General features: G+C 74.6%; 21 protein-coding genes. 12 read left to right on the forward strand and 9 right to left on the reverse strand.

Translation table 11 applies throughout. From position 1 onward, the window contains the following. Positions 1 to 95: 95 nt before the first annotated feature. Entirely contained in the window at positions 96 to 1,379 is a 1,284-nt protein-coding gene (locus HNR68_RS16650) for an MFS transporter (protein WP_218888327.1), read from the reverse strand. Between the two features lie 94 nt (positions 1,380 to 1,473). On the opposite strand from HNR68_RS16650, the gene HNR68_RS16655 reads away from it, so the two are divergent. The 3 genes from HNR68_RS16655 to HNR68_RS16665 all read left to right on the forward strand — a co-directional run bounded on the left by HNR68_RS16655 (position 1,474) and on the right by HNR68_RS16665 (position 3,528). Further along, positions 1,474 to 2,166, forward strand: coding sequence for a GntR family transcriptional regulator (locus HNR68_RS16655; RefSeq protein WP_343050189.1), 693 nt, complete (start codon positions 1,474 to 1,476; stop codon positions 2,164 to 2,166). A gap of 127 nt (positions 2,167 to 2,293) precedes the next feature. After that, complete coding sequence (locus tag HNR68_RS16660) at positions 2,294 to 3,127, forward strand: helix-turn-helix domain-containing protein (RefSeq protein ID WP_179722188.1); 834 nt, start codon at positions 2,294 to 2,296, stop codon at positions 3,125 to 3,127. After that, complete coding sequence (locus HNR68_RS16665; protein ID WP_179722191.1) at positions 3,124 to 3,528, forward strand: VOC family protein; 405 nt, start codon at positions 3,124 to 3,126, stop codon at positions 3,526 to 3,528. Before HNR68_RS16660 ends, HNR68_RS16665 begins: the two co-directional genes overlap by 4 nt. Positions 3,529 to 3,592: 64 nt before the next feature. Here the strand turns inward: HNR68_RS16665 and HNR68_RS16670 are convergent, their stop codons facing one another. From HNR68_RS16670 to HNR68_RS16680, 3 genes are all read right to left on the reverse strand, one after another. After that, positions 3,593 to 4,741, reverse strand: a complete 1,149-nt coding sequence (locus HNR68_RS16670; RefSeq protein WP_179722194.1) for an SPFH domain-containing protein — start codon at positions 4,739 to 4,741, stop codon at positions 3,593 to 3,595. A 12-nt stretch (positions 4,742 to 4,753) separates the two neighbouring features. Next, positions 4,754 to 5,185, reverse strand: a complete 432-nt coding sequence (locus HNR68_RS16675) for an NfeD family protein (protein ID WP_179722196.1) — start codon at positions 5,183 to 5,185, stop codon at positions 4,754 to 4,756. A 71-nt stretch (positions 5,186 to 5,256) separates the two neighbouring features. Beyond that, positions 5,257 to 6,072: a DUF3097 family protein gene (locus tag HNR68_RS16680; protein ID WP_179722199.1), complete on the reverse strand. Its 816-nt coding sequence runs from the start codon at positions 6,070 to 6,072 to the stop codon at positions 5,257 to 5,259. A gap of 138 nt (positions 6,073 to 6,210) precedes the next feature. Here HNR68_RS16680 and HNR68_RS16685 point away from each other — a divergent pair, with 138 nt between their 5' ends. Next, positions 6,211 to 6,984 carry a hypothetical protein gene (locus tag HNR68_RS16685; protein WP_179722202.1) on the forward strand — a complete coding sequence of 258 codons (774 nt, stop codon included), beginning with the start codon at positions 6,211 to 6,213 and terminating at the stop codon, positions 6,982 to 6,984. Positions 6,985 to 7,059: 75 nt separating this feature from the next. Here the strand turns inward: HNR68_RS16685 and ilvA are convergent, their stop codons facing one another. Then, complete coding sequence (gene ilvA, locus HNR68_RS16690; protein WP_179722205.1) at positions 7,060 to 8,310, reverse strand: threonine ammonia-lyase IlvA; 1,251 nt, start codon at positions 8,308 to 8,310, stop codon at positions 7,060 to 7,062. Between the two features lie 87 nt (positions 8,311 to 8,397). Between ilvA and HNR68_RS16695 the strand changes: the two genes are divergently transcribed. Then, a complete protein-coding gene (locus tag HNR68_RS16695) occupies positions 8,398 to 9,213 on the forward strand; it encodes a universal stress protein (RefSeq protein WP_179722208.1) in 816 nt (271 codons plus the stop codon). Between the two features lie 6 nt (positions 9,214 to 9,219). Here HNR68_RS16695 and HNR68_RS16700 read toward each other — a convergent pair whose 3' ends face one another. Continuing rightward, on the reverse strand, positions 9,220 to 9,618 hold the full coding sequence (locus tag HNR68_RS16700) for a DUF5313 family protein (protein WP_179722210.1): 399 nt from the start codon (positions 9,616 to 9,618) through the stop codon (positions 9,220 to 9,222). 162 nt (positions 9,619 to 9,780) lie between these two features. On the opposite strand from HNR68_RS16700, the gene HNR68_RS16705 reads away from it, so the two are divergent. From HNR68_RS16705 to HNR68_RS16720, 4 genes are all read left to right on the forward strand, one after another. Then, the gene (locus tag HNR68_RS16705; protein WP_179722213.1) at positions 9,781 to 11,076 is read left to right on the forward strand and encodes a nickel pincer cofactor-dependent isomerase, group 22; all 1,296 of its coding nucleotides are present in this window, start codon (positions 9,781 to 9,783) and stop codon (positions 11,074 to 11,076) included. A gap of 163 nt (positions 11,077 to 11,239) precedes the next feature. Next, positions 11,240 to 11,791, forward strand: a complete 552-nt coding sequence (locus HNR68_RS16710; protein WP_179722216.1) for a GNAT family N-acetyltransferase — start codon at positions 11,240 to 11,242, stop codon at positions 11,789 to 11,791. Positions 11,792 to 11,888: 97 nt separating this feature from the next. Beyond that, positions 11,889 to 13,421 carry an LCP family protein gene (locus HNR68_RS16715; RefSeq protein ID WP_179722219.1) on the forward strand — a complete coding sequence of 511 codons (1,533 nt, stop codon included), beginning with the start codon at positions 11,889 to 11,891 and terminating at the stop codon, positions 13,419 to 13,421. A gap of 465 nt (positions 13,422 to 13,886) precedes the next feature. Further along, the gene (locus HNR68_RS16720) at positions 13,887 to 14,522 is read left to right on the forward strand and encodes a carbonic anhydrase (protein WP_343050190.1); all 636 of its coding nucleotides are present in this window, start codon (positions 13,887 to 13,889) and stop codon (positions 14,520 to 14,522) included. On the opposite strand, the gene HNR68_RS16725 is transcribed toward HNR68_RS16720, so the two are convergent. Then, positions 14,504 to 15,601, reverse strand: a complete 1,098-nt coding sequence (locus tag HNR68_RS16725; protein ID WP_179722222.1) for an NAD(P)/FAD-dependent oxidoreductase — start codon at positions 15,599 to 15,601, stop codon at positions 14,504 to 14,506. The two genes, HNR68_RS16720 and HNR68_RS16725, sit on opposite strands and share 19 nt — an antisense overlap. Positions 15,602 to 15,760: 159 nt before the next feature. Here HNR68_RS16725 and HNR68_RS16730 point away from each other — a divergent pair, with 159 nt between their 5' ends. The 3 genes from HNR68_RS16730 to HNR68_RS16740 are packed head-to-tail and all read left to right on the forward strand — an operon-like array spanning position 15,761 to position 19,775. Then, entirely contained in the window at positions 15,761 to 18,142 is a 2,382-nt protein-coding gene (locus tag HNR68_RS16730; protein ID WP_179722225.1) for a wax ester/triacylglycerol synthase domain-containing protein, read from the forward strand. After that, positions 18,139 to 19,059: a DMT family transporter gene (locus HNR68_RS16735; RefSeq protein WP_343050191.1), complete on the forward strand. Its 921-nt coding sequence runs from the start codon at positions 18,139 to 18,141 to the stop codon at positions 19,057 to 19,059. Before HNR68_RS16730 ends, HNR68_RS16735 begins: the two co-directional genes overlap by 4 nt. Further along, complete coding sequence (locus tag HNR68_RS16740) at positions 19,056 to 19,775, forward strand: SDR family NAD(P)-dependent oxidoreductase (protein ID WP_179725133.1); 720 nt, start codon at positions 19,056 to 19,058, stop codon at positions 19,773 to 19,775. Before HNR68_RS16735 ends, HNR68_RS16740 begins: the two co-directional genes overlap by 4 nt. A gap of 3 nt (positions 19,776 to 19,778) precedes the next feature. On the opposite strand, the gene hpnH is transcribed toward HNR68_RS16740, so the two are convergent. Next, on the reverse strand, positions 19,779 to 20,780 hold the full coding sequence (hpnH, locus tag HNR68_RS16745) for an adenosyl-hopene transferase HpnH (RefSeq protein WP_179722228.1): 1,002 nt from the start codon (positions 20,778 to 20,780) through the stop codon (positions 19,779 to 19,781). Then, the gene (locus HNR68_RS16750; protein WP_179722231.1) at positions 20,781 to 21,389 is read right to left on the reverse strand and encodes a phosphorylase family protein; all 609 of its coding nucleotides are present in this window, start codon (positions 21,387 to 21,389) and stop codon (positions 20,781 to 20,783) included. Position 21,390: the final 1 nt, after the last annotated feature.

Here is a 21,390-nt window from a genome sequence, read left to right on the forward strand (position 1 = left end):
CCGCCGCTGGCCGACCGGGTCCGCGTCCGCCGCTCGACCCTAACGGCACCACCGCGCCCGCGTGGCGCAACACGGCCCCGGCGCGGCCACCGCGCTCAGCCGGCGCAACGCCGGTCCCGCAGCCACCACTGCGCCACCGTGCCGACCGCCACCAGCACCAGCACCGGCGCGAACGCCCAGCGGTAGGCCTGCGCGGAGGGCAGGGACGACACGAGCTGCAGCACCACGCCCACCAGCAGTTGGATGAGCACCGAGGCGCTGAACCCGCCCATGTTGACCACCCCGGTGGCGGTCCCGGAGCGGTGCTCGGCGTTGGCCATCCGGGCCCCGTCGAAGGCCAGCATCGCCGCACCGCCGCCGAGGCCGATGACCACGAGCGCCACCACCAGCAGCGGCATCGGCAGCACACCGGGCCAGCCGACCAGCAGCGCCCACACCGCCACCACGGCGCAGGACAGGCCCAGCGTGAACCGGTCGCGCCGCACCGGGCGGCCGGAGATGAACTGCCCGGCGAACCAGGACCCGGCGATGAAGCCCACGACGCTGATCAGCAGCAGCGACCCGACCTCGGCCTGGCCGTGCCCCTGCGACTCGGTCAGCCACGGCCCGCCCCACAGCGTGGTCACCGCGACGAACTGCGCCATGAGCACGAAGTGCACCCAGAACGAGTGCTTGGTGCCGCGCTGGGCGCAGACGTGGCGCAGGGTGTGCGCGATCCGCTCCGGCTCCGGCGCGGGCTCGTCGGAGACCGCGGCCCGCGCGGGCCGGTCGCGGATCGCCAGCCCCGCCGCGGCCGCCAGTGCGGCGGTGAGCACGGCGGCCCCGGTGAAGGTGGGCACCCAGCCCAGGCCGTGCAGGGCCAGGCCCAGCGGCAGCGTGGAGACAACCTGCCCCAGCCCGCCGGCCAGGCCGGTGATCGCCGCGACCCGGCCGAACCGGTGCGGCGGGAACCAGTGCGCGGCCAGCCGCAGCACGTTGGTGAACATGAAGGCGTCGCCGAAGCCGATGAGCACCCGGCCGACGATCCCGCCGACGATCGAGCCGCTCACCGCGAACACCGCGGACCCGGCGGCCAGCGCCACCATGCCGCCGGTGATCACCTTCCGCGGCCCCAGCCGGTCGGCCAGCAGCCCGGACGGCACCTGCAGCACCAGGTAGATGCCCAGCTGCAGGGCGGAGAACAGCGAGAGCACCGCCGGGCCGATCGCGAAGCGGTGCAGCGCTTCGGGGGCGGCGACGCCGAGGCTGGCGCGGTGGAACAGCGCCGCGCAGTAGCAGAGCGCGCCCAGCCCCCACACGAGCCAAGCCGTGCGCGAGGGGCTGTTGACGTGATCGACCCGCGGTCCGGCGGGGTGCGGGGCGGTGGCCGTGCCGGACAACTCGTGACTCCTCTCCCAGAACTTGTATCCATCTTAGATACAAGTTGGGTGGAAGTACGATGACCCCGTGTCGAGCGCAACACCACGCGAAACCGTGTCCTCCACCACCGCGACCTCGGGCGCAGCGCCCGAGCCACCCGCCGCCGACCGGGCCTACCAGCACGTCAAGGCCGGGCTGCTGGACGGCAGCTACCCGGACGGCGAGCTGCTGTCCGAGGGCGAGGTGGCCGCCGCGCTGCAGATGTCCCGCACCCCCGTGCGCGAGGCCTTCCTGCGGCTGCAGACCGAAGGCTTCCTGCGGCTGTACCCCAAGCGGGGCGCCCTCGTCGTCCCGGTCACCCCGAACGAAGCCCGCGCCGTGGTGGAAGCCCGCCTGGCGCTGGAGAGCTTCGCCATCGACAAGCTCGCCCTGCAGGGCGGCGGGGCGATGACCGCCGTCGGCGAGGAACTGGCCGAGCACCCGGCCTGCGACACCACCGAGCTCAGCGACGCCGCCATGCACGAAGCCGACCGCGCCTTCCACGCCACGCTGGTCGCCGCGGCCGGCAACCCCGTGGTCGCGGACCTCTACAACGCCCTGCGCGACAAGCAGATGCGCATCACCGCCACCGCCCGCACCCACACCGCGCGCTCCCGCATCAACCACCAGCACGGCCAGCTGGCGGCCGCGCTGCGCGACGGCGACCCGGAGCTGGCCAAGACCCGCCTCCGTGAGCACCTGCTCGGCACGGTCCGCGCCTTCGGCATCGCCGGCGGCCCCTACCTCGATCCCGGCTCCGAGCTCTGACGATCGTTCCTGCGCCTCCGGTGCGACGCGCTCCCGAGCAGTAATTTCACTCGACACTGAAGCGATCGTGACGACAAAACCGTGAGAGCGGAGCGACCGGCGACGGACGGCCGCCTACCCTCAGCCCGTGGCCTCGTCGCAGTACGTCAGAGCAACGCCGCCTCCCCCGCTGCGCCCACTGATCACCGAGATCAGCGGCTACCGGCTGCACTCCGCGCCCGGCGTGCACCGCGGCCTGCCCTCGCCGAGCCTGACCGCGATCATCGCGCTGGACGAGACCGTGGACGTCACCTTCGACACCGGCCACCAGCTGTCCTGCACCGCCCTCGTCGGGGGCCTGCACAGCAGACCGGCGCACATCCCGTACGGCGAGCTCCAGCACGGCATCCAGCTCGAGCTCACCCCGCTCGGCGCCCGCGCCCTGCTCGGCGTGCCCGCCGCGGAGCTCGCCGGCACCGGCGCCGAGCTGGCCGACCTGCTCGGCCGGGCCTCCGCCGAGCTCACCGAGCGGCTGCGGCCGGCGGGCACGTGGAGCGAGCGGTTCGCGCTGCTCTGCACGGTGCTGCACCGCATCGCCGACCCCGCGTCGCTGCCCTCCCCCGAGCTGGACCGGGTCTGGCGGCGGCTGATCGAGAGCGACGGGCACGTGCCCATCGGCGAGCTGGCCGCCGCCGTCGGGTGGAGCCGCCAGCACCTCACCGCCCGGTTCCGCCGCGAGTTCGGCCCCTCCCCCAAGCTGCTGGCCCGCGTGCTGCGGTTCCAGGCCGCCCGCCGCCGCATCGTCACCGGCGCCCGGACCAGCCTCGCCGACATCGCCGCCGACTGCGGCTACACCGACCAGGCCCACTTCAACCGGGACTGGCGGGAGTTCAGCGGGATGGCGCCGTCGCAGTGGATCGCCGAGGAGCTTCCATTCGTCCAAGGCGCGCAGCACCTCGGCGACGCACCCTGGGTGGCATGACGACGAACGAGCCACCGATCGGGCTCTGGCCCGTGGTCCCCTACGCCGACCGGGAGGCGGGCATCCGCTTCCTGGTGGAAGCCTTCGGCTTCGAGGAGTCCCTGGTCGTGCCCGGCCACGACGGCGAGGTCGTGCACGCCGAGCTCCGCTGGCCGGAGGGCGGCGGCGTCATGATCGGCACCTGCGACCCGGCCAACCCGTTCGCCAGGCCGAAGGGGTCAGCCAACACCTACGCGGTCACCGCCGAGCCCGACGCGCTGCACGAGCGGGCCGTGGCCGCCGGTGCGGAGACCGTCTCCGCGCCGCACGACGAGGACTACGGCTCCCGCGAGTTCTCCGTCCGCGACCCCGAGGGCAACACCTGGAGCTTCGGCACCTACGCCGGCCACGTGCCGGGGTGATCGTCCACGGAGAGCAGTGGGGGCGCCCGCTCGTGCCAGCGGGCGCCCGCAGTCGTGCTCTCGGTCAGCCGGGCTGGCCCGGCCGCGGAGCCTGGTCGCCCAGCGTCGGGCCGGGCACCTCCTTGCGCGCGACGGCCTCGGCCTCGCGCACCGCCTCGGCGACCTCCGGCGGGGTGGAGGTGTCGAACCAGGACTTGACCGACTCCTCGTCCTCCTCCGGCGCCGTGCTCGGCGGCTCCTCCTCCGGCGGCTCGTAGCGGAACACACCGTCCTCGCCCGGGGCACCGAGCATCCGCGCGAAGCCCTCCAGGGACTTGCCGAACTCGCTGGGCACCACCCACACCTTGTTGGCGTCGCCCTGCGCCATCTGCGGCAGCGTCTGCAGGTACTGGTAGGCCAGCAGCTCCGGGGTCGGCTTGCCGCGCTTGACCGCCGCGAAGACCTTCTCGATCGCCTTGGCCTGGCCCTGCGCCTGCAGGTAGCGGCTGGCCCGCTCACCCTGCGCCCGCAGGATGCTGGACTGCCGCTCGGCCTCCGCGGCCAGGATCGCCGCCTGCTTCTGGCCCTCGGCCGCCAGGATCGCGGCCTGCTTCTGCCCCTCAGCGGTCTTGATCGCCGACTCCCGCTCGCCCTCGGCGTTGAGGATCATGGCGCGCTTCTCCCGGTCGGCGCGCATCTGCTTCTCCATCGAGTCCTGGATCGACGGAGGCGGGTCGATCGCCTTGAGCTCCACCCGCGCGACCCGGATGCCCCACCGGCCGGTCTCCTGGTCCAGCACCCCGCGCAGCTGCGTGTTGATCGCGTCGCGGGAGGTCAGCGTCTCCTCCAGGCTCATCGCGCCGACCACGTTGCGCAGCGTGGTGGTGGTCAGCTGCTCCACCGCGACGATGTAGTTGGAGATCTCGTACACCGCCGACCGCGAGTCGGTGACCTGGAAGTACACCACCGTGTCGATCGACACCGTCAGGTTGTCCTGGGTGATCACCGGCTGCGGCGGGAACGACACCACCTGCTCGCGCAGGTCGATGCGGGCGCGCACCCGGTCCAGGAACGGCACCAGGAAGTTCAGTCCCGGCTCGGCCACCGTGCGGAACTTGCCCAGGCGCTCGACCACGGCCGTCTGGGCCTGCGGCACCACCATCACCGACTTCACCGCGATGATCAGCACCAGCAGCACGACGACCGCCAGCACGATCAGTCCACTCAATTCCACACCCTCATCTCCTCACGGCTCGGCCGACACCACTGCCGTCGCCCCAGCGATCTCGATCACGGTGACCGTCTGTCCTGCCTGGATCACCTGCGTCTCGTCCAACGCCCGCGCCGACCACAGGTCGCCGTCGATGCGCACCCTTCCACCGTGGACGTCCACTGTGGATTCGGCCACCGCCCGCTTGCCCACCAGGGCGTCCACACCGGTCTTGATCTCCAGCGGGTGGCTCAGCCGGCGCTTGAGCGCCGGGCGCGCGACGAAGATCAGTCCCAGGCCCAGCACGGCGAAGACCGCGGCGTCCACCACCAACGACGCGCCCAGCGCGGAGGCCGCGGCAGCGCCCAGTGCTGCGGCCCCGAGCATCACCAGGACGAACTCGCCGGAGAGCACCTCGGCAGCGACCAGCAGCACCCCGGCGATCAACCACAGCAACGCGGGCGTCATGCCCCCATGGTGGCAGACCGCGCACCGCGGCGAGAGCAGTCGCGTCCGGCGTGATCAACGCGTGATGCGGTTCAGCGCTCCGGCGAGTCGGCCGTCACGAAGTCGATGAGCCGCTCCACCGCGCCCAGCAACGGCGGCTCGACGTCGCGGAAGCCGGACACCGCGGCCAGCACCCGACGCCACCCGTCGGCGGGCTCGCCCCACCCCAGCTGCGCGCACACCCCGCTCTTCCAGTCGACACCGCGCGGCACCCGGGGCCAGGCGTCGATCCCGAGCACCCGCGGCTTCACCGCCTCCCAGACGTCGACGAACGGGTGGCCGGTGACGAGCACGTGCGGATCGTCGATGGCCTCCACCAGCCGGGACTCCTTGCTCCCCGGCACCAGGTGGTCGACCAGCACCCCGACCCGGCGGCCCGGTCCCGGGCCGAACTCGGCGAGCAGGCCGGGCAGCTCGTCCACGCCGCCCAGCGGCTCCACCACCACGCCCTCCACCCGCAGGTCGTGGCCCCAGATCCGCTCCACCAGCTCGGCGTCGTGCAGGCCCTCCACCCAGATGCGGCTCGCCCGGGCGGTGCGCGCCCGCAGCCCCTCCACGCGCACCGAGCCCGACGCCGAGCGCCCGGGCCCGCGCGGCGCCGCGGCGCGGACCGGGACCAACGTCGCCGGCTTGCCCTCGTGCAGGAACGCCGCCGGGCGCATCGGGAACACCCGCTGGTTGCCGTGCCGGTCCTCCAGCACCACGGTGTCCTTCTCCACCCGCACCACCGCGCCGCAGAACCCGCTGGCGGGGTCTTCGACCACCAGCCCCGGTTCGGCGGGGACCTCGGGCACCTTCGTGCGGCGCGGACCCGCGAGGACGTCCTTGCCGTAGTCAACCGAACGCACGAGGCCTGACGGTAGTCCGATCGGTGGACGTGCGGGGTGCGGCGCGCCGCGCGGAGCGGATCACACTCGCCCTCCCCCGACGAGCGCCGCGCGAGCGGATCCGTACCCTTTCTCCACGTGCCTTGCCCAAGCGCCACGATGGTTGTCTGGACGTCCGCCTGGCTGCACGGTGCAGCCGCCTCGGACGACGTGCTCGACGCCCTGCAGACCTGGGCCGAAGCGCAGGAAGTCCGCGCCGCTGACGAGGACCTGGCCGCGCGCCTGGAGCTCCCCGGCCCCGACGACACCCCCGCCGGTCCCGCGCTGCTGCTGGCCGCGCTGCGCAAGGCCGGGGCGTCCAACGGCGAGCTCGTGCTGCCCATCCCCGGCGACGCCCGCGGACTCGGCGGGTCGAGCCCGTTCGCGAAGCTGGCCATGCGCACCGGCGAGGCCGTGGTGCTGCCCAACGCCGGGCTGGGCCTGGTCCCCGAACGCGTCGCCGAGGGGATCCTGCGCTGGACCGTGTTCGGCGTGGGCGAGCTGCCGCCGTTCGAGCACCTGCCGATCGGCGAGGCCGAGCACGGCATGGCCTCGGCGATGCGCGAAGCCGCCACCGCGCTGATCGAACTCGGTGTCGCCAAGCAGCGCCCGGGGGTGCGCGAGGAGATCGCCGCGACGGTGGCCTCCCGGCCGGCCCCCGACTGGCCCGCGGACGTGCCGCAGCGCACGCTGCGCATCCTGCAGCGCGCCGCCGAGGTCGAGGCGATCCTGTGGGTTGCCACCGACGACTCGCCGGGCGGGGCCCTGTCCGCCTCGGCGATCCGCGCCCGCACCGACGCGCTGCGCCCGCTGTTCGACGCCGTCCGCGCCGCCCGCCGCGCCTCGGTCGCCGAGATGGTCCGCGTGCTGTCCGAGCGCGCCACCCGTTCCTGATCCTCCCGGGGGGGGGGACGACCGACCTCGCGCCCAGGCCCGGCCCGCGCCGCCGAGCGGGCGGGCCGGGAGCGCTCAGAGCAGGAACGAGAACAGCGGCGAGCCCGGCGAGACCTGCTCGATCTGCAGCGGGGAGTCCTTCATCCGCCGCAGCAACCCCTCCAGCTCGTCGACCCGGTCCAGCTCGATGCCCACCAGCGCCGGGCCGGTCTCCCGGTTGTTCTTCTTGACGTACTCGAAGGCCACGATGTCCTGGCCGTCGTCGAGCACGTCGTCGAGGAAGTGCCGCAGCGCGCCCGGCTCCTGCGGGAACGTCACCAGGAAGTAGTGCCGCAGGCCCTCGTGCACCAGGGAGCGCTCCACGACCTCCCCGTAGCGGCTCAGGTCGTTGTTGCCGCCGGAGACCACGCACACCACCGGGCCGCGCACCGGCCGCTCCAGCGGCAGCCGCGCGGCGGCGCTGGCCAGCGCCCCGGCGGGCTCGGCGATGATGCCCTCGGTCTGGTAGAGCTCGATCATCTCGGTGCACACCGCGCCCTCGGGCACGGCCACGACCTCGTCGACCAGCTCCCGCACCACCTGGTAGCCCAGGTCACCGACGCGCCCGACCGCGGCGCCGTCGACGAAGGTGTCCACGCTGGGCAGCGCGATCGGCCCGCCGTGCTCCAGGGCGGCGCGCATGCTGGCGGCCCCGGCCGGCTCGGCGCCGACCACCCGGGTCTCCGGGAAGTGCTCCTTGAGCCACAGCACGATGCCCGCGAGCAGCCCTCCCCCGCCGACCGGCACGATCACCGTGTCCAGCGGGCCCTCGTGCTGCTCGGCGATCTCCAGCCCGACGGTGCCCTGCCCGGCGATGGTGCGCGGGTCGTCGAAGGGGTGCACGTAGACCGCGCCGGTGCGCTCGCTGTCCTCCCGCGAGGCCCGGCTGGCCTCGTCGAAGGAGCTGCCGACGATCACCGGCTCCACCCAGTCGCCGCCGATCTCGGCGATGCGCCGCCGCTTCTGGCGGGGCGTGTTGGCCGGCAGGTACACCCGGCCCTCGATCTCCAGCTGGCGGCAGGCGAAGGCCACCCCCTGCGCGTGGTTGCCGGCGCTCGCGCACACCACGCCGCGCTCCCGCTCCTCGGGCCCGAGCGAGGAGATGAGGTTGTAGGCGCCGCGCACCTTGTACGAGCGGCAGACCTGCATGTCCTCGCGCTTGAAGCGCACCGGGACGCCGAGCTCGCCGCTCAGGCGGGCGCTGAGCTCCAGCGGCGTGCGCTTGACGACGTGTCGCAGGCGGGTACCGGCACGGAAGATCGCTGCGGGGTTCAACTCGTCGGCCACTTGGCGATACTAAAGGCGCAGGTCGCTGCGCGTGCGCTCGGGTGCTGCCGGTCACGCGGGCGCGCACTGGCACCGTGGGGGGAGCCGATGGCCGGGGCAAGGCCCGTCGTGGTGGGCGTGGACGGCTCGCCGCCGTCGCTGCGGGCCGCGCTGTGGGCTGCCGACGAAGCGGCGCGGGTGGGGCGACCGCTGCAGGTGGTGCTGGTCAACGACGCCCCGTCCCGGGAAGCGCGCGCCGAGGTCGACGCCGACGACGCGGCCGAGCGGTGCCGCCGGGCGCACCCCGGGCTGGCCGTCCTCGCCGAGGTCGCCGCCGGCCACCCGGCCCAGGAGCTGGTGCGGCGCAGCGAGGGCGCGTCGGTGCTCGTCGTCGGCTCGCACGGGCACGGGGTGTTCCGCGAGGCCCTGCTCGGCTCGGTGGGCACCTCGGTGGCGACGCACGCCCGCTGCCCGGTGGTGGTCGTGCGCGGCACGCCCCGCTCGGAGGGGCCGGTCACCGTCGGGGTGGACGACTCGCCGGGCAGCCAGGTGGCGCTGCGGCACGCCTTCCGCTGGGCGGCCGACCGGCGCGCCGGGCTCGTGGCGGTGCAGGCCCTGCCGGACGCGCACTTCACCGCCGGGGTCTACCCGCCGCTGGACCCGCAGGAGATCCGCACCCGCGCCGACCTGCACCTCGCCGAGCAGCTCGCGGGCTGGTGCTCCGAGCACCCCGACGTGCGGGTGCACCGCCACGTGGCCAACCAGCACCCGGTCGAGGCGCTGTGCTCGGTCGCGGAGGACGCGCAGCTGCTGGTCGTGGGCCACCGCGGGCGCGGCGGGTTCGCCGGGCTGCTGCTCGGCTCGGTGGCCGGTGGTGTGCTGCACCACGCCCCGTGCCCGGTGGCGGTGGTGCGCACCGGGTGAGGGCGGTCACTCCGGTGGCTGCTGCCGCCAGACCGCTGCGTAGCGCGCGGCGGCGTCGGCGTCGCGCTGCCGGCGCACGGCCGAGCCGTGGCCGGGCGGGAAGCCGTAGCGGACCAGCCGCGCGTCGACGCTGTCCACCGAGTTGGTCAGCACGATGCGGACCACCACGAGCAGCCCCAGCAGCAGGGCCCCGGCCGCGATCGGCCACGCCCCGCCGAGCAGGCCCAGCGCCGCGAACAGCACGATCCCCAGCGGCGCGACCTGGACCAGCCCGCGGACCACCACCCTCAGCACCCAGGTCCGGCAGGTGGCGTCGTGCAGCACCCAGTCGCGGTACTGCTCGGGCAGGCGGCCGCCGAACTGGTAGGACAACCACCGCACGGGGCCGGGACGCTTGACGGACACGCGGACAGCTTACGTGTCGCGCTCGCCGGCTCCAGCAGCGCGGTCCGGCCGCACCGCTGTCCACACTGGAGCCCGCGAGGGCTTCCGCGCGCCCGTTCGACGTGGCATATTCGCGCGGTCATCGAGCCGACCGCGGGTCAGCGCGGGGGAAGGATCAGCTGCATGTTCAACGTCGATGCGGTCCGGTTGGTCGGAGGCGACATCGAGCTGCCCAGGATGATCCCGGTCGAGCAGCGGTTCGCCTCGACGGTGGTCGAGGACCTCGAGGGCACCATCCGCAGCCAGGTCGCCGAGCACGACCGCACCCACCCGGTGAGCGGCAAGCGGATCGCCATCACCGCGGGCAGCCGCGGCATCGCCCAGCTCGACCGGATCGTCGCCACCCTGGTCGACGCGCTGGCCGGCTGCGGCGCCAAGCCGTTCGTGGTGCCCGCGATGGGCAGCCACGGCGGGGGGACGGCGGCCGGCCAGCGGAAGGTGCTCGCCGAGTACGGCGTGACCGAGGAGCGCATCGGTGCGCCGATCGTGTCGTCCATGGAGACCGTCGTGGTCACCGAGCTGCCGGACGGCACGCCGGTGCACATCGACGCCGAGGCGGCGCAGGCCGACGGGATCGTGGTGCTCGGCCGCGTCAAGCCGCACACCGACTTCCGCGGCACCCACGAGAGCGGCCTGGCCAAGATGATCGCCATCGGGCTGGGCAAGCACCGCGGGGCCACCACCCTGCACGCGCACGGCTTCGAGAACTTCCACTCCCTCATCCCAGCGGTGGCCGAGGCGGCGCTGCGGGTGGTGCCGGTCGAGTTCGGCATGGCGGTGGTGGAGAACGCCTACGAGCAGGTGGCCCGGCTGGAGCTGGTGCCCACCGACGTGCTGCTGGAGCGCGAGGCGGAGCTGCTGGTCGAGGCCAAGCGGCTGATGCCGAAGCTGCTGGTGTCCGACATCGACGTGCTGGTGGTCGACGAGATCGGCAAGGACATCAGCGGGGCCGGGATGGACCCCAACATCACCGGCCGCGCCCCGGTCAACTCCGAGCACTTCCGGACCGTGCCGATCAAGCGCGTGGTGGTGCTGGGGCTGACCGAGCACACCGGCGGCAACGCCTGCGGGCTCGGCATGGCCGACGTGACGACCCAGCGCTGCCTGGACCAGATCGACTTCGGCTCCTTCTACACCAACTCGCTGACCTCCGGGGTGCCCGACGGCGCCCGGATCCCGATGGCGCTGGCCAACGACCGGGACGCGATCGTGGCGGCGCTGCACATGTCCCGCGGCCCGCACGACCGCCCGGCGAAGGTGGTGCGCATCCGCAACACCCTGACGATGCCGCGCATCGAGGTCTCCGAGGCCTACGCGCAGGAGGTCGCCGACCACCCGGACCTGACGGCGCTCGGGGAGCCCCGCGACTGGGAGTTCGACGCCGACGGGCGGCTGGAGCCGCTCCCCGCCCTGCACTGACCGGCCGCGTGCCTCGGCCCCCTGTCCGCGCCGCGGGGGATTGATTTCGCTCTACACTGAAGCCACAGAGCCCACGAAACGGTCGCTGCTCGTCGACCCGCCGACGGGCAGCGACCGCCCTAGAATCGAGAGGTTCTCCCTCGGCGCGAAGGAGAGGACCGCCATGCCTCCGCTGACCACCGAGCGACTGGTCATCCGCGAGTGGACGACCAGCGACTCCGACGTGCAGGCCGCGCTGGCGCTCTACGGCCGACCAGAGGTGACCGAGTGGCTCACCCCGGCCGTCTCCAACGTCGCCGACCTCGCCGCGATGCGTGCCGTGGTGCACGCGTGGACCGAGGCGCAGCCCAACCTCGTCCCACCGACCGGCCGGTGGGCGATGCAGCGCCGGTCCGACGACGTCGTGGTCGGCGGGCTGGTGCTGCGGATGCTGCCGCCCTACGACCACGACCTCGAGCTGACCTGGCAGCTGCGCCCCGAGGCGTGGGGCCACGGCTACGCCACGGAGGCCGCGACCGCGCTGCTGCGCTGGGCCTTCACCTACGACATCGACGCGGTGTTCGCGCTGACCCGCCCGGACAACACGCGGGCGATCTCCACCGCGCAGCGCATCGGCATGGAGTGGGTCGGCGAGACGACGAAGTACTACGACACCCTGCTGCAGGTCTACCGGATCCGGAAGAGCGACCTGCCCGGCGCCGCCGAGGAGGACTAGCGCCGGTCACGACCAGGTGATCACGGCGCGTCGCCGGAACACGCCGCGATCGGATGATCTGCTCGCGGCCGCGAACGGTGAGACCCTGAGGCGGATCATGCCCCACCGCCTGGACCACTCCGCCGGAGGGACCGTGCCGCCCCAGACCAGGACGCCCGACCGCCGCCCGCACCCGCCGCGCCGACCGGTCGCACGGCGGCCGGGTTCCGGGGCGCGCGTCGCGGTGACGGTGCTGTCGCTGCTCGTGCTGGCGGTGACCGGGTACGGCTGGAGCCACTACCGGGACCTGCTCAACGGGCTGGCCACCAGCGACGTCACCGACGGCGCCGGGGCCGACGGGGCCACCGACATCCTGCTGGTGGGCATGGACAGCCGCACCGACGCGCACGGCAAGCCGCTGCCCGCGGAGGTGCTGCGCGAGCTGCACGCCGGGGCGAACGACGCGGCGCTGACCGACACGATCATCCTGCTGCACATCCCCAACGACGGCTCCAGCGCGGCCGGGTTCTCCTTCCCCCGCGACTCCTACGTGTCCATCCCCGGGCACGGGCAGCACAAGATCAATTCCGCGTACTCCCGCGGCAAGCAGGCCGCCATCGCGGAAGCGACCCGGCGCGGCACCACCGACCCGGCGCAGCTGGCGCGCGAGGGCGACGACGCCGGCCGCAAGCTGCTGGTGCGCACCGTCGAGCGGTTGACCGGCGTGTCGATCGACCACTACGCCGAGGTCAACCTGCTCGGCTTCGCCCGCATCACGGAAGCCGTCGGCGGCGTCCCGGTGTGCCTGCGGGCGCCGACGCGGGACAGCTACTCGGGAGCGGACTTCCGCGCCGGGCCGCAGACCATCTCCGGCCCCGAGGCGCTGGCCTTCGTCCGGCAGCGGCACGGGCTGCCGCGCGGGGACCTCGACCGCGTGGTGCGCCAGCAGGCCTTCCTGTCCGGGCTGACGCAGTCGATGCTCTCCGGCGGGGTGCTGGCCAACCCGGCGCGGCTGCAGGAGCTCATCGACTCGGTGCAGGACTCGGTGGTGCTCGACCGCGACTGGGACGTGCTGGCCTTCGCCGAGCGGATGCGCGGGCTGGCCGGGGGCGCGGTCCGGTTCACGACCATCCCGATCGAGGACGCCGACCACGACACCCCGGACGGCCAGGCGATCCTGGTGGACCCGCGCGCGGTCCGCGCGGCGGTCACCCGCAGCACCGACCCCTCCGCGGCACCACCGCCGCCGTCCGAGGTCGCCGGGCCGGCCACGGTGGACGTGCTCAACGCGACGCGGAACCCGGGCCTGGCCAAGCGGGTGCGCTCGGAGCTGTCAGGTCGCGGCGTGGAGGTGGGCCGGGCAGGCAACACCGGGGCCCGTGCGTCCTCAGTGGTCCGCTACGCGCCGGGGGCCGCGGCCACCGCCGACCAGGTCGCCGCGCTGCTCGGCGGGCTGCCCACCGAGCGGGACGCGTCCCTGCCGCGTGGTCGCGTCCAGGTGCTCCTCGGCAGCGACTACCGGGGTCCCGGGGCACCGCGGTTCGCCCCGCCTGCCGCGGTCGCGCTCGACGGCCCGGCCCGGCAGCAGAGCACCAGCACCCCACCGGATCCCGGGACGATCACCGCGGACGGGATCCCCTGCGTGAACTGAGGCGGGTCGGTGGTGAGGCAGCCCCCTCGCCCGTCCCACCACCGACCAGCCGACTGGTGGCTCCCCTCAGCGGCCCGGCCGCCGGTCCGTCGGCACGCGCACCGCGAACGGCACCGGTGCTGCCCGGTCCACGGACAGCCCGCGAGGGTGTCGCCCAGACCTCTGCGCCAGCGGCGCGGTGCCGGTCGTCTCCCGGACCGGCGGCTGGGAGCTCGACGGCCCCAGCACGGTCCAGCGCCCTCGTGCGCTGGGGTCTGGAACGTCCCACCGCTGGTGAGACTACGCGGCGCCCCGGAGCCCCGCGACCCACCAACGCGCCTGCGCTGGGCGGCCGCGCAGGGGGAATCACCGGTCCGTGGCGCCGGTTTTCACTCGATGCGTCGACTCGAGTGGCGCTGCTCTCATCTGACCACATCGGAGCCTGCGGACGCGTCGGTGCGAGCCGGGCTGCGGTAGCGTGCTCGCGTGCCCGAACCACCACCCTCCCCCGCAGCCGCCTTCCAGATGCTCCTGGAGGGCAACCGGCGGTTCGTCCACAACGACGTCCAGCACCCGAACCAGGACGCCGACCACCGCGCGTCGCTGGCCCCGGGCCAGCGCCCGTTCGCCGTGCTGTTCGGCTGCTCCGACTCCCGGCTGGCCGCCGAGATCATCTTCGACCGCGGCCTCGGTGACCTGTTCGTGGTGCGCACCGCCGGTCAGATCACCGGCCCGGAGGTGCTGGGCAGCATCGAGTACGGCGTCGGTGTGCTCGGCGCGCCGCTGGTGATCGTGCTCGGCCACGACTCCTGCGGCGCGGTGACCGCGGCCCGCCAGACCGTGATGGAAGGCTCGGCACCGCCGGGGTTCCTGCGCGACATCGTGGAGCGGGTGACGCCGAGCGTGCTCGCCGCCCGCGCCGACGGCAAGACCGAGGTCGACGAGATCGTCGACGTGCACATCCAGCGCACCACCGACCTGCTGCTGGAGCGGTCCACGTTGCTGGCCAAGGAGGTCGAGGCGGGACGCTGCGCGGTCGTCGGGCTGTGCTACCGGCTCACCGACGGCACCGTCCGGGAGGTCGGCCACCACGGGCCCGTCGCTCACCGCACCGGGTCGTAGGGCGTCAGGTCGATCCCCGGGGCGGCGCCGCGGGCCAGCCGGGCCGCGACCGCGCCCGCCCAGGGGCCGACCGTCAGTCCGGAGGCGCCCAGGCCGTTGACCACGACCAACCCGGCGACCTGCGGCACCGCGCCGAGCAGCGGGCGGTCGTCGGGGCCCACCGGGCGGAACCCGATCCGGGTCTCCACGTGCGTGGCGTCGGCCAGCCCGGGTGCCACGGCCAGCGCTTCGCCGAGCACCTCCGCCACCCCGGCGGCGGTGACCCGGTGGTCGAAGCCGGTTCCGTCCTCGCGGGTCGCGCCCACCACGACCCGGGAGTCGTCGAAGGCCAGCAGGTAGTGGCGCGTGCGCGGCAGCACGACCGGCCAGCGGGTGGTGTCCACGCCGGGCAGCCGCAGGTGCACGATCTGGCCGCGCTGCGGCGCCACCCGGACCCGCACGCCCAGCGGCTCCAGCAGCTGCGGTGACCAGGCCCCGGCGGCGGCGACCACGGCGTCCGCCCCGACGAACTCCTCGCCGACGCGCACACCGCGGACCGCGCCGTCGGCGACCACCGAGGCGGTGCCGTTGACGAGCCGGGCACCGCGCCGGAGCGCCGCGCGCCGCAGCGCATCGCGCACCGCCCGGCCGTCCACGCGCGCCGCCCCGGGGATGTGGACCGCCGGGCCGTCGTGCCGCAGGGGCGGGAACATCTCCCGCGCCCGCCGGGCGTCGACCAGCTCCACCGCACCGGCCACCTCAGACCCCGCGGCCCGCCGCGCCACGTGCTCCACCGCCTCGTCGGCCTCGGCCCGCGAGACCAGGCGCAGCGCGCCCACCCGGCGGTAGCCGAGATCAGTCTCGCCGTCGGCGGCCAGCGCCGCGACGAGCTCCGGGTAGTGCTCGGCCCCGGCGGTCGCGATCCGCAGCCAGTCCGGGTCGTCCACCCGGGACGACCACGGGCAGATGATGCCCGCGCCCGCCGAGGTCGCGCGGCCGGGCGCGGGTGAGTCCACCAGGACCACCTCGACCCCGGCCCGGGCCGACTCGTACGCCGCTGCCGCACCGGCGATGCCGCTGCCGACGACCACCACGCGCATGTCGCGCTCCTCCTCCGGTCACCGCCCCACTGGGGCCACGACCAGGGAACCAGACGCGATCTCCCCGGAACACCGCCGGTGCGGGCGCTTCGAGCGGCCGGAACGGGCTGGTCACGTTAGCCTTCGGGGGCACGATCCGGGCGAAGGGAATCCAGCCGCGTGACCGTCGAGCCGCGTCGAGTGCTGCTGATCAGCGCGACCATCGGTGAGGGGCACAATGCGACCGGCCGGGCCGTGGCCGAAGCGGCCGGCCGGGTCTGGCCGGGGTGCGAGGTCGGCTGGGTGGACGCGCTGCGCGCGATGGGCCGCTGGGTGCCCGCCGCGTTCAACTGGATCTACGTCACCAACGTCGAGTCCACCCCGTGGCTGTACGACTTCTTCTACGACTCGCTGTGGCGGTACCGGTGGTTCGCCAACGCCTCGCGCCGCTTCGTCGGCGCCTGGAGCGGGCGGGCGCTGCGGCGCACGATCGACGAGCACGACCCGGACCTGGTCGTGTCGACCTACCCGCTCGGGACCGCGGGGCTGGACTGGCTGCGCCGCCGTGGTGGGCTCGACGTCCCGGTGGCGGCCGTGGTCTCGGACTTCTCCCCGCACCCGTTCTGGGTCTACCCCGAGATCGACCTGCACTACGTGATGAGCGAGGCGAGCCTGCGGGAGATGCGGCGGGCCGAACCGGACGCGGTGGGCGCGGTGTGCGTGCCCCCGGTGGTCTCGGCGTTCCGGCCCGGCGACCGGGGTGCCGCGCGCCGCAGGCTCGGGCTCGACGAGTCGGGCTTCACCGTGCTGCTGTCCTGCGGCTCGCTCGGGTTCGGTTCGGTGGAGCGGGCGGTGGACGCCGCGCTGCGGGTGGAGGGGGTCGGTCAGGTCGTGGTGGTCTGCGGGCGCAACGAGGCGCTGCGGCAGCGGTTCGCCGGCCGCGCCGAGGACCGGCTGGTCGCGCTGGGCTGGGTGGAGGACATGCCGGCGCTGGTGGCCTGCGCGGACGTCGTGGTGACCAACGCGGGCGGGGCGACGGCGCTGGAAGCGCTCGCGTGCGGGCGGGCGGTGGTGATGTTCGAGCCCATCGCCGGGCACGGGCGGGCCAACGCCGAGCTGATGGCCGACGCGGGCCTGGCCGAGCTGTGCCCGCGCGCGGACGACCTGACCGCGACGTTGCGCCGCTGGGTCGCCGCACCCGAGGAGCTCGCGCAGCGGGAGCACCAGGCGCTCAAGCACTGCCAGGTCGCGGACTTCGACGACCAGGTCGCCGCGCTGGCGCACCTCCCCCGGCACCGCGGTCGCCGGCCGCTGCGGCCGCAGGACGCCTTCTTCGCCCACGCCACCACACCCGTGGTGCCGCAGCAGACCGGTGCCGTCCTGCTGCTCGAGGGCGACGACCGCTCCGCGCACGACTGGTGCGAGCTCCTCGCCGACCGGATCGAACGGCGGGCCGGGCGGTTGCCGATGCTCACGCGGCGCCTGGTGCGGCGCCGGGCCCGGTGGCCGCAGTGGGTCCAGGACGCGGCCCTCGACCCCGCCGACCACCTGCGCTGCCGCGAGGTCCGCGACGAGCGCGCCGCGGCCGCGGCCCGCGAGGAGTTCTTCCGCACGGCGGTGCGCACCGACCGGCCCCCGTGGGAGCTGGAGGTGCTGCGCGAGACCGGGTCTGGCCGGGTGTCGGTCCTGGCGAAGCTGCACCACGCGCTCGGCGACGGCGTCGCGGTCACCAGCACGCTGCTGCGGTTGCTCACCGACGGTCCGCACCCGGTGCCGGCTGCGGACCGCGGGGACCGGCCGAGGTGGGTCCGGCGCGCGGGGACGGTGGCGCGCGGACTGGTCAGCTTGGCCGCGGCCGGTCCGGCACCGGCCAGCCCCTGGAGCGGGCGCAGCACGGCCGCCCGGTCGTTCAGCGGCCTGGAGCTGCCCGCCGCTGAGGTCCGCGCGTGCGCGCGGGCTCGCGGTGTGAGCAGCACGGCCCTGCTGCTCGGGGTGCTGGCCGAGGCGCTGCACCGGGCGCTGCCCGCTCCGGCGCCGGGCCAGCGGTTCCGGGTGATGGTGCCGCGCACCGCGCGCACCGGGCGGGGTGGCGTGGGCACCGAGGCGCCGGGGAACCACACCGCGTCGCTGGCGCTGGACCTGCCGGTCGGTCCGATGCCGGTCGAGCAGCGGCTCGCCGCGGTGGCCGCGGAGCTCGGCAGGCCGGACCGGACCGGTCAACCCGCCGCGGCCACGGCCGTGCTCGCCGCGCTGGGCCTGCTGCCCGCGCCGCTGCACGCCTGGGTGGTGCGCCGGATCTACCACCGCCGGTTCTTCAGCGCCGTGGTGTCGGTGCTGCCCGGGCAGCGCCGGCCGGCGCGCATCGGGTCGGCGCGCATCGCCGGGGTGCTGCCGGTGCTGGCGCTGGCCGACGGGGTGGGACTGGCGGTGGGGGCGATCGGCTGGGGCGACCGCATCGGGTTCGGGGTCACCACGGACACCGGACTGGCCCCGCCCGCCGAGGTGCTCACCGAGCACCTGCGCGCGGTCTGCACCGAAGTGCGGGCAGGTGATCCGCGGTGAGCACGGACGCCACGGTGCTGGCCATCGCCGTTCCGACCGCGGTCGTCGGGGCGGCCAGCTTCGGCTTGGCCAGCGCGATCCAGCACCGCGTCACCAAGCAGGTGCCCCGGGTGCGCACCCTCAACCCGCGGATGCTGCTGGCGCTGGTCCGCAAGCCGATCTGGGTGCTGAGCATCCTCACCGTGATCGTCGGGCTGTCGCTGCAGGTGGTGGCGCTGGCGTTCGGGCCGCTGGTGCTGGTGCAACCGCTGCTGGTGACCTCGGTGCTGTTCGGTGCCGCGTTCGCGGCGTGGATGGCGCACCGCAAGATGGACCTGGTGCTGGCGCTCGGCGGGCTGGCCTGCGTCGGTGGGCTGTCGGCGTTCCTGGTGCTGGCCCGGCCCTCGGGGCACAGCAGCGACTTCACCGGGGCGCCGGTGCTGCCGCTGGCGCTGGCGCTCGGCCTGCTGGTGCTGGTCTCGCTGGTGGCGTCCTGGCTGGTGCCCGGTGAGGCCGGGGTGATCGGCATGGCGGTGGCCACCGGCGTGTTCTACGGGGTGACCGCCGGGTTGATCAAGGTGGTGGCCGGGCAGGTCCGCTCCGGCGGGGTGGTGGAGCCGTTCCAGCACTGGACGCTGTACGCGGTGTGCGTGATCGGGCCGATGGGCTTCCTGCTCAGCCAGCAGACCTTCCAGCGCGGCCGGTTGATCTCGCCGTCGCTGGCGGTGATCACCACGGTGGACCCGCTGGTCGCGGCCGCGATCGGGGTGAGCTGGCTCGGCGAGACCCTCGAGTCCTCCCCCGCCATCCTCACCGGCGAGCTCGTCGCGGTGGTGGTCATCGTCGTCGGCATCGTGGTGCTGACCCGGCGCGGCGAGCAGCTGCGGCGGGCGCTCGACCGCAGCGACGGGGGCTCGGAGGAGCCGACGTGGGGATGACGCTGCGCGGGCGGACCGCGCTGGTCACCGGCGCGTCCTCCGGCATCGGCGCGGCCACCGCGGCCGAACTGGCCGCCGCCGGGTGCCAGGTGGTGCTGGTCGGCCGCGACCAGCGCCGGCTGGCCCAGGTCACCGCGCGCACGGGCGGGCTGGCCCTGGCCGCCGAGCTGACCGACGCCTCCGGGCTGGACCGCGTGGTCACCGCGGCACGGCGGGTGGACCTGCTGGTGCACTGCGCGGGGATCGGGTGGTCCGGTGACCTGGCGTCGATGTCCGCCGAGCAGGTGGAGGCGCTGACCGCGGTGAACCTGACCGCGCCGGTGCTGCTGACCAGCGCGGTGCTGCCGGAGCTGCGGCGCAGGCGCGGCCACGTCGTGTTCGTCTCCTCGATCGCGGCCGTCGGGGTCCGCGGCGAGGAGGTCTACGCGGCGACGAAGGCCGGGGTGCGGGCGTTCGCCGAGAGCCTGCGCCGCCTCGACGGCCTCGGGGTGACCACGGTGCTGCCGGGCGCGGTGCGCACCCCGTTCTTCGCGGGCAGGCGCTACGACCGGCGGTTCCCGCGCGTGCTCGCCCCGGAGGAGGTCGCCGCGGCGCTGGTCCGGGGCGTGCAGCGCGGCCGGGCGGAGGTGTTCGTGCCCGGGTGGCTGGCGGTGCCCGCCCGGTTGCAGGGCGCGCTGCCCGGGGTGTTCCGGGCGCTGGCCCGCCGGTTCGGCTGAGCGTCAGCTGCGCAGCGCCCGGATGGACTCGCGCAGCGACGCCGTGGTGGCCAGCACCGCGGTCGGTTCGTAGCCGCAGTGGGCCATGCAGTTGGCGCAGCGCGGGTCGTTGCCGCGCCCGTAGCGCGACCAGTCGGTCTCCTCCAGCAGTTCGCGGTAGGTGGCGGCGTAGCCGTCGCTCATCAGGTAGCAGGGCCGCTGCCAGCCGTAGAGCGAGTACGACGGGATGGCCCACGCGGTGCAGCGGAAGTCGACCTTGCCCTCCAGGAAGTCCAGGAACAGCGGCGAGTGGTTGAACCGCCACCGCCGTCGGCGGCCGTCGGCGAAGACCTTGCCGAACAGCTCGCGGGTCTCGGCGACCCCCAGGAAGCGCTCCTGGTCCGGGGCCTTGTCGTAGGCGTAGGCCGGGGACAGCATCATCCGGTCGACCTGGAGGTCGTTGTTGAGGAAGTCCAGCACCTCGATCACCGACTGCGGGGTGTCGGAGGTGAAGAACGTGGAGTTCGTGGTGACCCGGAACCCGCGCCGCTGGACCTCCTTGACGTTGTCCACCGCCTGCGCGAACACGCCCTTCTTGCACACCGAGGCGTCGTGCCGCTCCTCCAGCCCGTCGATGTGCACCGCCCACGCGAAGTACGGCGAGGGCCGGAACCGGTCGATCTTGCGGGGCAGCAGCAGCGCGTTGGTGCACAGGTAGACGAACTTCTTGCGCTTGACCAGCTCCTCGACGAGGGTGTCGATCTCGGGGTGCATCAGCGGTTCGCCCCCGGCGATCGACACCACCGGGGCGCCGCACTCCTCCACCGCGGCGAGGGCCTGCTCGACCGGCATCCGCTGCTTGAGCACGTCCGCCGGGTGCTGGATCTTGCCGCAGCCGGCGCACTTGAGGTTGCAGGCGAACAGCGGCTCCAGCTCCAGCGTCAGGGCGAACTTCTCGCGGCGGGCCAGCTTCTGCTTGAGCAGGTGGGCCCCGACCCGGACGGCTTGGCGCAGCGGGATGCCCATTCAAGACACCTCCTCGGGTGCGTGGTGGTTCTCCGGGGCCGCGGTGCGGCTCCACCGGGACAGGCAGGCGCCGACGGCGTGCAGCCGGGCGAGCGCGGCCAGCGCCCGCCGCGGTGTACCCGGGCTCAGCAGCGGCTGGTCGGCGGTGTCGAGCACGACCCGCACCACGGCGGTGCCCCGCGGGCCCGCGGCGCGCGCGAGCACCGCGGACTCCATGTCGACCGCGAGCGCGCCGGTGCGGGCCGCCTCCGCCCGCTGCGGGCCGTGCACGAGGTGCCGGGTGGTGAGGACCGGTCCGCAGCGGACCGGGAACCCCGCGCGGTGCAGTTCCGCGGCCAGCACCGGGGCGGCGTCGCAGTGCACCGTCCCGTCCTCGCCGCGGACCTCGTCGGCGACCACCACGTCGCCGCTGCGGATCCCGGCGCCGACGCCGCCGGCGAGGCCGGCCACCACGAGCAGGTCGAAGTCCGCGGCGGCGAGCTCGGCGGCGCGGCGCGCGCTGCGCCGCGGGCCGGGACCGGTGCGGTGGACGAGTTCGCGGCCGAGCGCCGCCCGCAGCGCGCGGGCCTCGCACCGCAGCGGGGCGCAGACCACCAGACGTACCGGCATC

Origin of the sequence: Saccharopolyspora hordei (assembly GCF_013410345.1) — a bacterium.
In the GTDB taxonomy this organism is placed as follows: Bacteria; Actinomycetota; Actinomycetes; order Mycobacteriales; family Pseudonocardiaceae; genus Saccharopolyspora; species Saccharopolyspora hordei.